The 14,788-nt window shown below is 41.9% G+C and carries 14 protein-coding genes; 5 read left to right on the top strand and 9 right to left on the bottom strand.

Annotated elements, in window-relative coordinates:
- Positions 1-51: 51 nt before the first annotated feature.
- The 4 genes from AK824_RS10870 to AK824_RS10885 form a co-directional block, all read right to left on the bottom strand.
- Positions 52-1,266: an RtcB family protein gene (locus AK824_RS10870; RefSeq protein WP_057761473.1), complete on the bottom strand. Its 1,215-nt coding sequence runs from the start codon at positions 1,264-1,266 to the stop codon at positions 52-54.
- A 798-nt stretch (positions 1,267-2,064) separates the two neighbouring features.
- The gene (locus tag AK824_RS10875; protein ID WP_057761475.1) at positions 2,065-2,793 is read right to left on the bottom strand and encodes a LysE family translocator; all 729 of its coding nucleotides are present in this window, start codon (positions 2,791-2,793) and stop codon (positions 2,065-2,067) included.
- A gap of 170 nt (positions 2,794-2,963) precedes the next feature.
- A complete protein-coding gene (gene argE, locus AK824_RS10880; RefSeq protein ID WP_082624640.1) occupies positions 2,964-4,250 on the bottom strand; it encodes an acetylornithine deacetylase in 1,287 nt (428 codons plus the stop codon).
- A gap of 48 nt (positions 4,251-4,298) precedes the next feature.
- Positions 4,299-4,952, bottom strand: a complete 654-nt coding sequence (locus AK824_RS10885) for a UPF0149 family protein (protein ID WP_057761477.1) — start codon at positions 4,950-4,952, stop codon at positions 4,299-4,301.
- A gap of 212 nt (positions 4,953-5,164) precedes the next feature.
- Here AK824_RS10885 and AK824_RS10890 point away from each other — a divergent pair, with 212 nt between their 5' ends.
- Together AK824_RS10890 and AK824_RS10895 are read left to right on the top strand one after the other, a co-directional pair.
- Positions 5,165-5,605 carry a hypothetical protein gene (locus AK824_RS10890; RefSeq protein ID WP_057761479.1) on the top strand — a complete coding sequence of 147 codons (441 nt, stop codon included), beginning with the start codon at positions 5,165-5,167 and terminating at the stop codon, positions 5,603-5,605.
- A 106-nt stretch (positions 5,606-5,711) separates the two neighbouring features.
- Positions 5,712-6,173, top strand: coding sequence for a cell division protein ZapA (locus tag AK824_RS10895; protein WP_057761481.1), 462 nt, complete (start codon positions 5,712-5,714; stop codon positions 6,171-6,173).
- Positions 6,174-6,251: 78 nt separating this feature from the next.
- Here the strand turns inward: AK824_RS10895 and AK824_RS10900 are convergent, their stop codons facing one another.
- The 4 genes from AK824_RS10900 to AK824_RS10915 form a co-directional block, all read right to left on the bottom strand.
- The gene (locus AK824_RS10900) at positions 6,252-6,542 is read right to left on the bottom strand and encodes a hypothetical protein (protein WP_227511166.1); all 291 of its coding nucleotides are present in this window, start codon (positions 6,540-6,542) and stop codon (positions 6,252-6,254) included.
- 297 nt (positions 6,543-6,839) lie between these two features.
- Positions 6,840-8,933: a glycine--tRNA ligase subunit beta gene (glyS, locus tag AK824_RS10905; RefSeq protein WP_057761483.1), complete on the bottom strand. Its 2,094-nt coding sequence runs from the start codon at positions 8,931-8,933 to the stop codon at positions 6,840-6,842.
- A 9-nt stretch (positions 8,934-8,942) separates the two neighbouring features.
- On the bottom strand, positions 8,943-9,944 hold the full coding sequence (gene glyQ / locus AK824_RS10910) for a glycine--tRNA ligase subunit alpha (protein WP_197411849.1): 1,002 nt from the start codon (positions 9,942-9,944) through the stop codon (positions 8,943-8,945).
- Positions 9,945-10,404: 460 nt separating this feature from the next.
- The gene (locus AK824_RS10915) at positions 10,405-10,617 is read right to left on the bottom strand and encodes a PspC domain-containing protein (RefSeq protein WP_057761485.1); all 213 of its coding nucleotides are present in this window, start codon (positions 10,615-10,617) and stop codon (positions 10,405-10,407) included.
- 742 nt (positions 10,618-11,359) lie between these two features.
- Here AK824_RS10915 and nadR point away from each other — a divergent pair.
- From nadR to AK824_RS10930, 3 genes are all read left to right on the top strand, one after another.
- Positions 11,360-12,418 (top strand): multifunctional transcriptional regulator/nicotinamide-nucleotide adenylyltransferase/ribosylnicotinamide kinase NadR, encoded by a 1,059-nt coding sequence (gene nadR, locus AK824_RS10920; RefSeq protein ID WP_057761487.1) that lies wholly within the window; start codon positions 11,360-11,362, stop codon positions 12,416-12,418.
- A 108-nt stretch (positions 12,419-12,526) separates the two neighbouring features.
- Complete coding sequence (pnuC, locus tag AK824_RS10925) at positions 12,527-13,258, top strand: nicotinamide riboside transporter PnuC (protein WP_057761488.1); 732 nt, start codon at positions 12,527-12,529, stop codon at positions 13,256-13,258.
- A gap of 220 nt (positions 13,259-13,478) precedes the next feature.
- Positions 13,479-13,913 carry an Mpo1 family 2-hydroxy fatty acid dioxygenase gene (locus AK824_RS10930; RefSeq protein ID WP_057761491.1) on the top strand — a complete coding sequence of 145 codons (435 nt, stop codon included), beginning with the start codon at positions 13,479-13,481 and terminating at the stop codon, positions 13,911-13,913.
- A 220-nt stretch (positions 13,914-14,133) separates the two neighbouring features.
- On the opposite strand, the gene AK824_RS10935 is transcribed toward AK824_RS10930, so the two are convergent.
- Positions 14,134-14,745 (bottom strand): nitroreductase family protein, encoded by a 612-nt coding sequence (locus AK824_RS10935; RefSeq protein ID WP_057761493.1) that lies wholly within the window; start codon positions 14,743-14,745, stop codon positions 14,134-14,136.
- Positions 14,746-14,788: the final 43 nt, after the last annotated feature.

A 14,788-nucleotide genomic window follows, 5' to 3' on the forward strand; every position in this document is an offset into this window, starting at 1 on the left:
TCAGTACATTAAACGAGTTTGACGATGCTAAGATGATTTGCAGGCTTGGTATTAGCCTTTAATACACATGACTTGTTTTAGCGTATGCACCACCTCAACCAAATCCGTTTGATTGGCCATCACTTCATCGATGTCTTTATAAGCGCCGGGTATCTCATCGATGACGCCTTTATCTTTGCGACATTCGACACCATCCGTCTGCGCTTTTAGCTCATCAATGGTGAACGCGCGTATCGCTTTACCACGGCTCATTTGTCGCCCTGCCCCATGTGAGCAAGAACAAAACGACTCTGCCGCGCCTAGACCACGTACGATAAAAGACTTTGTGCCCATAGATCCTGGGATAATCCCAAGCTCACCTTCATAAGCACTGATTGCGCCTTTACGGGTCACATAGACTTGCTCACCGAAATGCACCTCTTCATTGACATAATTATGATGACAATTGATGGCTTCTTTGGTCAGCTGAAATCGTGGCAATCCCGCTTGTGGCGACTGCAATGACTTAATAACGAGACGCATCATCTCGCGGCGGTTCTCAAGCGCGTAATCCTGCGCCCAGCCTACTGCTTCGACATAATCGGCAAAGCTATCAGACCCTTCGGCAAAGTAAGACAAATCACGATCTGGTACATGACCAAAACGCGATTGACGTTCTTTTTTGGCAAGGTTAATAAAGTACTGACCGATACAATTACCGATGCCGCGGCTGCCAGAATGCAGCATCACCCAGACATCATTGTTCTCATCCAAGCACAGCTCAATGAAATGATTGCCACCGCCCAATGTACCTAACTGCTTTGCCCACGTACGCTCAAAACCTTTAAGCATTTTAAGTAAACCTGGGTGTTTATCAGTAATCGGTTTTAGGCGTTTACCTAGTGGATCAAGCGTTGAGTTCTTGGCTTGGATTTGCTTATGCATATTGAAACCGACTGGCACTTGTTGCTCCACGATCGATCGCAGTGACCTTAAGCTATCAGGTAGATCGCTCGCCGTCAGGGACAAACGTACTGCGTTCATACCGCAGCCAATGTCTACCCCAACTGCGGCAGGAATAATGGCTGACTTGGTCGGAATCACACTACCGACTGTTGCGCCTTTGCCAACGTGCACATCGGGCATCACTGCAATGTGTGAATGCACAAACTCTAGCTGGGCTAAATTGCGTAACTGCTGCATCGCACCTTGCTCAACATTCGAGGTATAAATCTTGACAGGTACGCCATGTTTACTATTTTTATTTAATACTAATTGAATGCTCATTATTTATTTTTTTCCAATTTTTTTATTTTGAAGCCATGTATTTTTTAATTTGCCTATTTATCTTTTTAAGACACAGTTATCCGTCTTAAATAAACACGATGTTTAATAAGAAAATAAATATTAAATAAAAAATTTAGGCAATAAAAAACCGTATTCTTATTAATTAAAAAATCAATAAAAATTCATGGTTAATTTATTATAGACATTTTAAAGAAAGATAATATAGATCAGAACCGTCGGCCACAGCGTAAATAGTATACGCATAGAAAAGCTTTAGCTAAATCATAGCCTGAGTCGCTTTATTAGCAATAACGGTAAAGAAAAATGTTAGGCAAACAGATAACAGCATGCGCAATATGGCTTAGCACGATCGCAGAGCAAATTTGGCACAATAGACTTAGAAAAGAGATAGCGCAAGTAGATACAGAAGGCTATTTATTGATATCGATAGATGGAATATCACTCAATAGCTTATATAAAAATTTAGCCAAACCTTTTCGAAGGTGTCATTGCTGTCATGTGGTTTACATATTCAATCTTTAAAAACGTCTTGATAGTTAAATAGGACACGATGATTCCTCCATAGGTTATGGCTAATTATTGTAGACAATAGTAGCAGATTTATTAGAATGACTTATCACTTACATAGAAGCCAATAAATCAATTTGGTAATAATAACGATTTAAAAAATAAAGTCAATAATTAATTTTATGCATGTAGGGAATATTTTAAATAAATTACATTCCATTAAACGTATTGCTTTAAAAATTTTACTTCAAATATAGAACTCATTAATTTTTAGACCATAAAGCTATTTAATACTTCAGCTAATAAAGCAGCAGCGATAATTATAAATATCACCCCACAACCACGATTGAGCCATGCTAAACGATTACCAACATCGAGCCAACTTGCCAGCTTTTTGCCGCCTAGCGTGTATACGATTTGCCAAATCGTTTCGCTCAAAAACAAGCCGATGGTTAATAGGACATATTGCGGCCATAGTGGCACACTAAAATTGATAAATTTAGGGAAAAAGGCCGCAAAGAACAAAATAGCTTTCGGATTAGATAGTGATACCCAAACGCCAGTACGAAACAAGGTCGTGTTGCTCGGCGCTATTTTAGTAGCAGCACTAGATAGCGAACGCGGCTGTAGTGTGCTAGGTGCGCCATCAGAAACCGCATAGTCTGCTGCTACCTCGGCACTCAACTCTTTAGCATCGCTCATCAAGCTACCGTCGCCAGCATCGCGCCAAGAGCTGATACCCAAATAGATTAAATATGCCGCACCCACGGCTTTGATAATGGTCAGTAGCCACGGTGACTGGCGACTGATTACATCCAATCCAAGCAGTGTCGATAGCAGTAATACAAACAGGCCGAGGCTCAGACCTGCTAGCGTCCATAAGGTTCGTTTGACGCCATAGTTCATGCCATACTGAAACGCTAGCAGCATATTAGGACCAGGAGTCGCTGAGATAAAAAACGTACTTGCGAAAAACACTGCAAACAGATGCCAAGACATCAACCCACCCCTACTTTGTCATGTGTAAATGGTTCTAATACGAAAGACTGTACGACTTAAATATGCGACTAAAAAATAAACACCGCCATTCAGACAGTGTCATTTATACCTATATGTCAAAAAAGTCTCGCAAAAATGCTTAAAGGAACGACACGCATTCTTCTGAATAATTATGACTGCATAGATGGCTGAGTCGTACAGCTATCTAATAGCTTCTTTAAAAACGCATCGCAGCGTTCAATTTCGCTAAGCTCCACATACTCATCCGCTTTGTGCGCCTGCTCAATACTACCAGGGCCACAGATAATCGTTGGGATACCTGCATTAGTAAACTGACCGCCTTCAGTCGCATAAGCCACTTTATGACGCTCATCATCTCCTGTCAGCGCAGCGATCAATGATTGCAACTCAGCACTATCATCATCTGTCATGGCTGGAACGCTTTCTTCTTGCATTAGCTCAATACCAGTCTCTGGCGCGCGTGCTTGCATTTGGGCATTTAGCTCAGAGACTTTTGCTTGAATGGGCGCTAGTATATCGTCTTGTGTCATGTGCGGCAGGTTACGATAGTCAAAGGTGAACTCGCACAGATTGGGCACGATATTAGTCGCTGTACCACCATGTATGGTACCTACTGACAATGTTGAATAAGGCACTGTAAATAACGCATCGTTATCATCACGAGCGCTCAGCTCTTCAGCAAGCGTATCTACATAGCCAACCAATCTGCTCGCGTAGCTAATCGCATTGACACCTTGTGCAATCAATGACGAATGCGCCGACTTGCCATGTACACGGCAACGATAAACTGCGATGCCTTTATGTGCAACTACCATAGCCATGTTAGTGGGCTCACCAACGATACAGTAATCAGGCGTGATACCGCGTGCTTTTAGGTCTGCCAAAATCAATGGCGCACCCAAACAACCAACCTCTTCATCGAACGACAATGCCAAATGCAACGGACGACGTAGCTGACCGCTATTCGATAACTGCACGGCTTGCGGCAATAACGTGAGCGCACAAGCGATAAAGCCCTTCATATCACACGCACCGCGACCATATAGCTTATCACCACGTATCGTCGCGGTAAATGGCTCTGAAGACCACGCTTGTCCATCAACTGGCACAACGTCAGTGTGGCCTGATAAGACCAGACCATTATTGATAATATCAGCGTTTTCACCAGCTGGTACAGTCACAAACAAGTTAGCTTTGGTATTAGCTTCATTAAAGGTCAAATCAACTGTAAGGCCCAACTGCTCACAGTACGACTTTACATCGTTAATCAAAGCCAAATTAGAGTGGCGACTGACCGTGTCAAAGGCGATGAGACGTGTTAGCCAATCGAGACTTTGAGTAGGATGCTCAGCACTTTTTAGCTGGACATCGATGCTATTATCAACGTTATCGCTATTACTGACGTTGTCGCTATTACTACTGTTATTTTGGATCATAAAATATCCTTACTACAATTTTCAGAACTATGATGTGGCAGAGCTGTCTTACGATGGATTGTTATGATTCATCACATCAACCACTGGCGGCATTGGTTTTGGTAGCTTACCTTCTGCCTGCAGCTCTTTGGTTGTTTTGGCATCGATAGACAAACCAGCAATCAGTGCGATATCTTTGACAGCCTTGCGTTTACGCGTGGCAAAGCTTACGGGTACCATACGAGCAAATTCATAGATGTAAAGATAAGACTCTTCGCCACCTTCAAAATCTTCATCATCTTCGAGACGAATTGCGCCAATCTTAGCCAAATCAGATAGCATCTCGTTTTCTTCACTGGTCAAACCACAATCAGTAATACCAAAACCGGTCATAAAACCGTTTGCCCACTGTTTCAACGCCATCACGCGCTCGTATAAATCATGTTCATCATCTGGGATGAGCGGCATGTACGCGTAGGCATCATCTTTGTCTTTTAGCTGAAACACGATGTCTTCCGCTTCTTCTGTCAGCAAGGTCAATGCAGGTTCTGGTAGCGGGGCAAAGCTAAGCTCTTCAAATACCTTAGCCCAAGTTGCTTCGTCGGGTGCATTACAAGCCGTCATAAGCCCTGTCATCATGCCATGCACTTCGCTGATAGACACGTCAGTCCAATCATCAAACGCAGTCAGCCAAGTATTCCAGCCAGAGATATTATCATTCATAATAGATGTCCTAGTAATTGATTACTGCTCATAAAATAAAAATAGTCGCGATAAAATGTCATAGACAAATCATCGATAAATAAAAGTGAAAAGACAAAGCCTGATGCTTGTAATTACTTTGTTGATATAGATATTATGCGGTCACCTATGGCATTATTAAATGCAGCGAACAAAATTCATTCACGCTTACTTGTTAAGGATAAAAACTGACTATGTATGATCAACTTAGAATATTAGAAAAAATGGTACTCGACATCAAAAAACAGTATCAGCTTGTCAGTGCTGAACTTAGCAGCTTAAAACAACATCCTGTTACTGATTCAAAAGAATTTGCCGCACTAAAAACCAAATTAGACAACAGCCATAACGAACGTGACGGTGCAAAAAAACAACTGAACGATCTCGATAAGCGCTATCAGAGTCTTGCAGAAGCGCACCATATGATCGGTGAAGAACAAGACAAACTGCAAAAACAGATCAGCCAATTACAACAACAAAACAGCGAGCTGCAACAACACAATAATGAGCTAAAGCAGCAGTATAGCGATATCAAACAACAAAACAGTGAACTACAAAAGAAGAACCAATTGGCAGCCGAGCGTACGCAAGTCGTATTACAGCGCCTAACCCGTATCGATCAAGCAGAAGGCTAACGCATTCTTGCAATAGATAGCAGACATATTGCTTGTAAAACTGCATAACGCTATTTGTAAAATCTGATATCACTCATTTCACTGACCAGACATTGTAGGATTTATCATGACCGATGACCAAAGCAAATCGATAGAAAAACAACCAAAAAATACTCAAGCGCCAAGTGCGCCAGTAACAAGTGTGCCAGTACCAGCGCAAAAAACGACACCAACAGCATCAAATATATCAAGCGCCATGGCACAATCTAATACCAAGACACCTAAAGCACCAGAACCACAAATCAAGAAAGTTGATATTGCAATTGCTGGGGTTACTTATCCAATCTTTTGTCCAGTACATGAGCAAGAAGAGCTACTGTCAGCGGTTTCGTATATTAACAACTATGCGCTCGATCTAAAAAGAGATGCGCCAAGCCTTAGTCAAGAAAGCATACTGGTACTGTGCTGCTTAAACTTGTATGAAAAAATCCATGCCAATCAAAGAAGTGACGAAGATCGCTTGCAGAAAGACAAACAGTCCGAGGCATTGCTCAATAAAATCATGAAAGATGCTCATTCTATTCTGTAGATGCATCGTACTGTATTAAACACATAAGCGCCTAGCCAATAAAGTTAGGCGCTTTTTTATGGTCAATCATTTATCTATTTATGCATAAGGCGTGTAGGTCTTGCCTGCGTGAAAGTCTGCCTGATGCTCATAATTGCAAAAGAATAACTCTTGGTTCGCTTCAACGTTGCCATCGATAGTTGTAGTTGTTTTGGTTTCAAGTACGCCGCGATATTCAGCCAAGCTGTTGCCACAGAAATTACACTGACGTGGAGTGATCACATCCCCTTCTTTTGGCATCATGCTTTTAGGTGCACGCGGGTACATAAACTTGTAAAAAGCCCACATTGAAGCCCAAATAATAAGGATGACAATAATAACAGCAAACACGGCAGTGCTCCTTCGATTACGGGTAAACGTGAGAAATAATGAAATCTACTAAATAAGATTACTTAAGACGTTTTGATAGCATAAATTTTACCGTCAATAATAGCGATAATACAATGCCTTTACCGTTTAATTGCTGATTGCACTAATTGACTGGTTATATCTAACGGATAACTGTATGAGTAAACCAGTCAACTGCATAACAAAAAACCTGGCCATGATAAGCCAGGTTTTTTATCAAAAGTAACAGTCAAGTTAAAACAATAATCAGGTTAAAGTAACTATCAGCTTTTAGCAGAGTTACAGCTGTAGCTCACTGATATCAGCTACCGTCAAGAACAAGGCGCGAACCTGCTTTAGCAATGCCAAGCGATTGTTTTTAAGTGCAGCATCTTCACTGTTGACCATTACTTGATCAAAGAACTGGGTCAACGGCTCATCTAAGCTAGCCAGCGTTTGCAATACTTGCGTATAGTCAGCTTGCTCCAGCAATGGTTGTACCACTGTCTGTGCTTGCTGCACATTCGCATATAAATTTTGCTCAGCAGGTTCAGACAGTAGTGATTCATCGACTGTATCAGCCACACTTACTTCTGACTTGGCCAATATATTAGCAACGCGTTTGTTTGAATCAGCCAACATCGACGCTTGTGACAGCTCGCTAAATGCTTGCACTGCACGGATACGCTGATCAAAATCAAGCGGCATATGCGGGTTAATCGCTTGTACTGCCTGAATCGTATCGACGCTAACGCCCTGCTCTGTATACATCGCACGGTAGCGCGAGTTTAGGAATGCCATGACTTGGGTAAAAGTATCACCCATTTTGGCAATCTTGCTACCTTCAGCATCGCTATAGCCTTTAATCGCTTGCTCAACGAGCGCTACCAGATTAATCGGCAACTGCTTTTCGATCAAAATACGCAAGATACCAATAGCAGAACGACGTAAGCTAAACGGATCCTTTGAACCTGTCGGTGCTTGATCAATCGCAAAAATACCAACCAATGTATCCAAACGATCAGCTAACGCTAAGCAAATACCAATCGGTGTTTGTGGTAACACATCACCACTGAATTTCGGCAGATATTGCTCTTCTAAACTGGCTGCAACCGCTTCAGGCTCATCGTTTAGACGCGCATAATACGTACCTGCGATACCTTGTAATTCAGGGTATTCGCCGACGAGCGAGCTGGCCAAATCTGCTTTAGATAAAATGCCCGCACGTACGGTTTCATCGACATTGATATCGTGACCCTGCTGCTGCATTAACGTGGCGATGAATGCTGCCAGTCTAGCAATACGCTCAGACTTCTCCCAAATCGTACCCAGTTTGTCTTGGAATACGCGATTTTTTAGGCTTTCTGTGAGCGCAAACAATGGCTGCTTTTGATCTTGCAAGAAGAAAAACTCTGCATCAGCCAAACGTGGACGTACAACTTTTTCATTACCTTCGATAATCTGGTTAGGATCTTTTGATTCAATATTGGTAATAAAGATAAAGTAAGGCTGTAATTTGCCAGTTTTATCGGTTAAGCAGAAATATTTTTGATCCGCTTGCATGGTCGAGATAAGTGCCTCTTGCGGTACTTGTAAAAAGCGCGCTTCAAAGCTTGCTCGTAGCGCAATTGGGAAATCAACCAATGCGGTGACTTCGTCCAACAAATACTGCGGTACGATGGCATCGGAATTAACCTCATCCGCTAAAGCTTTGACTTGGTTTTTGATCAGCATTTGACGCTTATCAAAATCTGCCACCACTTTTAGACCACTTAGTAATTCTTCATAATCATTGGCATGAGCAATGTTATGGTAATCAGGGCTGTGGAAGCGATGACCACGCGTTTGCGTACCAGTCTGATGACCTTGGATAGTAGCATCGATGACAGTATCATCCTGCATCAATACTGCCCACTGTACTGGACGTACAAACTCGTTGCGGCTAGCGCCTGAACGCATACGTTTGGCTATCGGCAGATTATCTAGCGCGGTTTGGAAAATAGCAGGCAGTAGCTCAGTAGTCGCTTGACCACGGATGGTTTGCTCAAAACCAACATAGTCACCTTTATCGGTATTAATCGTCGTAAGCTCGCTAGCTTCAATACCCAAACCTTTGGCAAAACCCATGGCCGCACGTGTTGGATTACCCTCTGCGTCAAATGCCGCTTTAATCGCTGGTCCGCGTTTTTGTTCAGTACGATCCGGCTGCTTATCGCTAATACCTTGAATCTGAATTGCCAAACGGCGCGGAGCAGCAAAGGCTTTGATACTATCAAAGGTAATATCTGCTGCAGTTAATTGCTCAGTAACACTGGCTTGTAGCGCATCACGTAATGGTTTTAGGCTCTTTGGAGGTAGCTCTTCACACCCCAGTTCAAATAGAATAGTACTCATGGGATGCTCCTATTTATCGTTAGTAGATTGGTTAGTGTCAGTATTTTCTTTTGCTACGCCATCTGCTGCTAAGCTGTCTGCTGCCACGTCTTCTTTTGATAAATACTTATCAAGTGCGGCTTGGCGATGCTCTTCATCAGCCAACGGGAAGCCCAATTTGGCACGAGCTTCGACATAACCAAAGGCAACTTTACGAGCAAGCGTACGCACACGTAGGATAAAACGCTGACGCTCAGTCACTGAAATCGCGCCACGTGCATCAAGCAAGTTAAACGCATGTGATGCCTTTAATACCATCTCATAAGCTGGCAATGGCAATCCTGCATCGACCAATTTGTCGGCTTGTTGCTCATAAAAATCAAACATCTCGCCCATCATCGGCACATCAGCGTGCTCAAAATTGTAGGTAGACTGCTCGACTTCGTTTTGATGAAAGACATCGCCATACGTGACACGACCAAATTCACCATCTGCCCAGACCAAATCATAAACGCTATCAACGCCTTGTACATACATGGCCAAACGCTCAAGTCCATAAGTGATTTCGCCAGTGACTGGGAAACATTCAATACCGCCGACTTGCTGGAAGTACGTGAACTGCGTGACTTCCATACCGTTTAACCAGATCTCCCAACCAAGTCCCCACGCACCAAGCGTTGGCGACTCCCAGTTGTCTTCTACAAAGCGCACATCATGCACCAATGGATCAATACCGATGGCTCGTAGTGAGTCCAAATACAACTCTTGGATATTAGGTGGATTTGGCTTTAGTACAACTTGGAACTGATAATAATGCTGTAGGCGGTTCGGGTTATCACCATAGCGCCCGTCAGTAGGACGACGTGATGGCTGTACATACGCTGCATTCCAACGCTCAGGACCTAACGAGCGCAAAAACGTCGCGGTATGAAAAGTACCTGCACCGACTTCCATGTCGTAGGGCTGCAATACAACGCAGCCTTTATCGGCCCAATAATTTTGCAAAGTTAAGATTAAATCTTGAAAAGTCATCGGTTGAGAGTCTTTATCTTGTGTCATCGGGTTTATCGCTTGGGATGTCATAGTTTCGGTTTTCATAGTAAAGCCACTGTGAAATGAGTATTATTAAATAAATCTCTGATAGCGCTCGCGCGACCTATTCGGTAACGACTCTATCTGCCTGCTCACCTTACTAAAAATTGACTATTTTATCCATATTTACATCAACTAAATTTGCATAGTGGGCACAAAACCTCAGTTGTATAGCGTATTTTTAGGCAAATCATCATGGAAGTCGTACTAATACAATAAATAAAAAAATACCCAAATGCGCTAGCATTCGGGCAGGAGGAAAATTGTATCTTGGGCATCCTGATTGATCAGGCTTTTTATTTTTTAGAGGTCTACTGTTTTTAGCAACTACGTCTAACTTAAACTTGACTCTTTAACTGACTTAAAAAAGCTAATCTTAAAAATAACTATCAGGCTCTTGCTATTGATAAGACTGACTATTTGCTTTTGGCATAATTATCCATAAGATGATATAAATTAAAATGCCTGGTACTGCTGCGCTTAACGATGAGATGATTACGAATAATACTCTCACCCATGTTGGCGACCAACCAGCATATTCTGCAATGCCACCCATCACACCTGCTATCATGCGATTATTTGGTGAGCGATGTAATTTTGCTAACTTAGCCAAATCAAATACCTCTCTTTTTTCTATTCTTGTTTATTTTTTATTCTATTTTTTGATTGTCTTACGTATTTAGCTAAAACATTATCTTTCTTTGCTAACTTACGAATCAGTATATCAATAATTCAGGATTTATCTGTTGAAGGTATAGCAGTACTTTGTGAGTTTATGCTACTCAAGCTTACCCTAATCTGTCATAGCACCATGCAAGCCCCTGATTTTAAATAGTTATTTCAAAATGTTTCAAAACTACCTTTGTTGCTATAACTTTGCAATTTAGCTTCACGTATCTCGTTATTTTTAATTTAATCAAAGAGATAAGCTGGCTTTATAACGCTAAAATTGAGTCAAACTTTTGATAGTCTGAATAATATTTTAGCTAACCAATTTTACTCAGTTAAAAAATTCTCAATTAAAAAACGTGCGATTCCTTGTACGTTCGATATACCTTATTTTTACAATAACCCACCTGCAAATCATCTAAAAGCTTTATACCATGCTGATAAGCAATTTAGGTTTTCAGATGTTCTATGATAAAAACTAGGACACTGCTCAACTATTAGGTAAAGTACCTTTACGAAGAATAGTAGAAGTAAAAAACGTGGTTGGTATTACGATTCTTAATAGGTGTCTACTTTGGATCTTGATAGATGTCTAGTTTGGCTCATTCAACTCAAACAGTATTAGTCGTAGTTTTTGAAATAGACATGGAACACTGAGATTAGAATAAAAAATAATAAGGATAACTATGTACGACACTGGATTGATGATTGGACATTTCGAGCCCCTGCACTTAGGGCAGATGCGCAGCATATTGGATGCAGCAGGACAAGCCAAAACCTTGCATATCGTTATTATGGCGCATCCATTGCCGCATCCTGATTTTACCATCACCTTACAAGACAAAGCACGTTGGCTACAGATGGCCTGTGTCGACTTGCCATTTATTCATATTCATACTACTCATGAGATCGAGCTACCGCTGCACGAACATCTGTATAGTGCCAGTGATGATGTCAGTATTGATGTCGATGCTAGTAATGTCAAATTACAACGTTTGATGGACGCCTTATCACTATCAACAGAGACTGTATTGTTTATGGCGGACAACCATCCGCTCACTCGCAATGACATACAAGAGCAGTTGCTTTTGCCAGTCGTTACTACGCCGCTACAGCCGGAATTTGATTCTTATGCCATTGCGCGTGATCCAGTCGCCTATTGGTCAGAACTTCATCCGCAAGCCCGCGTCGACTATACCAAGACTGTTGCTATCGTCGGCGGTGAAAGCTCAGGTAAGACAACGCTAGTCCATAAGCTTGCCAATTATTATGGTGCCAGCTTTGCCCTAGAAATGGGTCGTTTGTATGTCGGTACAGATTTGGGTGGTAGCGAGGTTGGCCTGCAATATAGTGATTATGGCCCTATTTGTCTTGATCACGCTGAGGCAATCCGAGAAGCTAAAGCCAATGCAACGGCCCCTATCACCATCGTTGATACTGACTTTGTCACTACGCAAGCATTTTGTGAAGAATACGAGGGTCGCACGCATCCTTTTGTGGCTGCTTGTATTGATGAGTTTCGTTTAGACCACACCATCATGCTAGACAACAATACTCCATGGGTTGACGATGGTATGCGATCTTTGGGTACGCCTGAAGCGCGTGGACGCTTTGAGCAGCGTTTGATAGATATTTTTGCGCGTCACGATATTGCACCGCATATGATTGATCAGCCCGACTATGACGCTCGCTATCAGCAAGCATTGTTATTGATTGATCAATATATCTATGGCAAAAAATCATAAACTGTACTGAGCATATTTATAATAATTTATTCACTAGCACACTTTATTTAACTAGCACATAGTAGTTAGCACTATATTGATATCAGTATTTACTTTAGGGGAAAAGCGATGCGTATTCAGCTCTTGGACAACATCACCGGAAAATGGGCGATGCAATGGATTATCATTTGGTTTATTTGCGGTGTTATTGCTTTGTCCGCAGGTTTTTGGCTCACGACAGACCATACCACGCTTGATTGGTTTTATTTAGCGGTCTCGTTCATTGGTTTGGTTTGCGTAGTCTCGCTATCATTTCGCAAAAACGTCATGGGCAATGGCTTTGGTATGGGGGCAACGGCTGGCGAAGTCATCGTACAGGCAACGTCTGGCGCAGTAGGCTTAATGCTTGCTCCATTATTTAACTTTTTTACCCATGTTTACGGTATCTTCTATTGGTCCAAACACACCGATCCTGATGGCGACATGATACCCAAATCAGCGAGTAAAGCTGTTTGGTTAATCACCGCTGCATTTATCGTCATTGGTCTTGCCTTGTTTCCCACGATAAATGATCTACTAGCGAGCTACGGCTATGCAGTCGTAGAGGATGATAGTAGTCTGTTTTTGGGATTTATCTCTTTCTTTTGGATTAACGTCATTGCCTTTGTGCTTTCTATTACCGCTCAGGCAGCTATGATTTTGCGATATTCGTTTAACTGGTGGTTGTGGATTATCGTCAACTTTGTCTGGCTCATCGTGAATCTGATGTCTGGTAACTATATCTTTGCTATTCAGACTATGGTGTATCAAGTAAACGCCTTTATCGGCCTGTATGAATGGCATCGCAGCGAGCAAGGATAACGCGTCTCTTATACAAAACCCCTTGGAAGTTTGAATAAAATCTTGCTGATATAGTATCAATAGTACAAGTGAAATTGACTGTACCGTCTATCAGATAACGTGGTAGACAGGCGCAATTAGTGCTACAACTGATATTAACAATTGTCTTCATACTGAGATTAGTAGCGAGTCCATTAGCGAGTATGAGTTATTTATCTTATTTACTAACAGGGAGGTTAGTATGTCTCGTCAACCAAAAATGTCCAAACGTACGCTAGAGCAATGGCTTAGTGAGTACTCTGTCAGTCATCAAAACTTGGTCAATAAAAAAATCCATTGGCTATGTGTACCGACGATCTTTGTTAGTCTGCTAGGTATGGGTATGTCATTATCTGTGTGGTTTACCTTGGTGCTTAGCGCATTGGTATTACTATTTTATATGCGTTTATCTACGCCACTGTTTTTAGCGATGGGGATGTTTATTCTTATCTGTCTATCAGTGATGGCAGCGATGCCATGGGGCTTTAAAGCGTGGGCAGCGGTATTTATCGTTGCATGGATTGGACAATTCATCGGGCATAAAATCGAAGGCAAAAAACCTTCTTTCTTTAAGGATTTACAGTTTCTATTAATCGGTCCAGCATGGGTGGCTAATAGTTTGATGCAGCGTAAATAGTCGTTAATCTCTGCGTAATTTTTGCAGGAATTTAGCTTAGCTGTAGGCTATTGATAACATCTACAACTGTTACCCTTAACAAAATAATGTCACCAATAAAAAAACGCCACCTAGCAATTACTGAGTGGCGCTTTTTGTTTTACGTAAGCTTTTGGGACTATTGAGCTTTTGGGGCTATTAAGATTTTAGGACTATATAAAATAGAATAAACTAACTTATATTAAGCACCAAAAACTTTCATACGCTCTTCGACTGGCTTAAATGCTTTTTCGCCCGCTGGCTGCTCAATCGTTCCAAATACCAATTGTGCATTTAGCGTCCAGTCTTTATCGATATCCCAAGCGCTAGCTACTTTTTGATCGATTACTGGATTGTAGTGCTGTAAGTTTGCGCCAACATCGATACTGGCTAGTGCCGTCCAGATAACATACTGATGCATGGCGCTGGTTTGACTTGCCCAGATTGGGAAGTTGTCAGCATATAGTGGCGCTGCTTCTTGCATACCTCTAACGACTGCTTGATCTTCGAAAAACAATACAGTACCAGCACCATTACGGAAACCATTGACACGCTCTTTGGTCGATTTAAACTTCTCTTCGTCACCAACGATTTCGCGTAATGTATCTTCGGTCATGTCCCACAACTTACGATGATCATCGCCGAACAATACAACAATGCGCGTTGATTGCGAGTTAAACGAAGATGGCGTGTGCAAAATAGCATGCTCAACTATTTTCACGATTTCGTCATTAGCTACTGGTAGCTGGTTGCTTAGCGCATAGATAGAACGACGTTTTTCTGCTAGCTGCTGTAATGTTGTTAAATCTGACATAGTGTTTCTCCATGTTGTTAGTAAAATAGTTGTTAATAAAAAT

Origin of the sequence: Psychrobacter sp. P11G3, from assembly GCF_001435845.1 — a bacterium.
In the GTDB taxonomy this organism is placed as follows: domain Bacteria; phylum Pseudomonadota; class Gammaproteobacteria; order Pseudomonadales; family Moraxellaceae; genus Psychrobacter.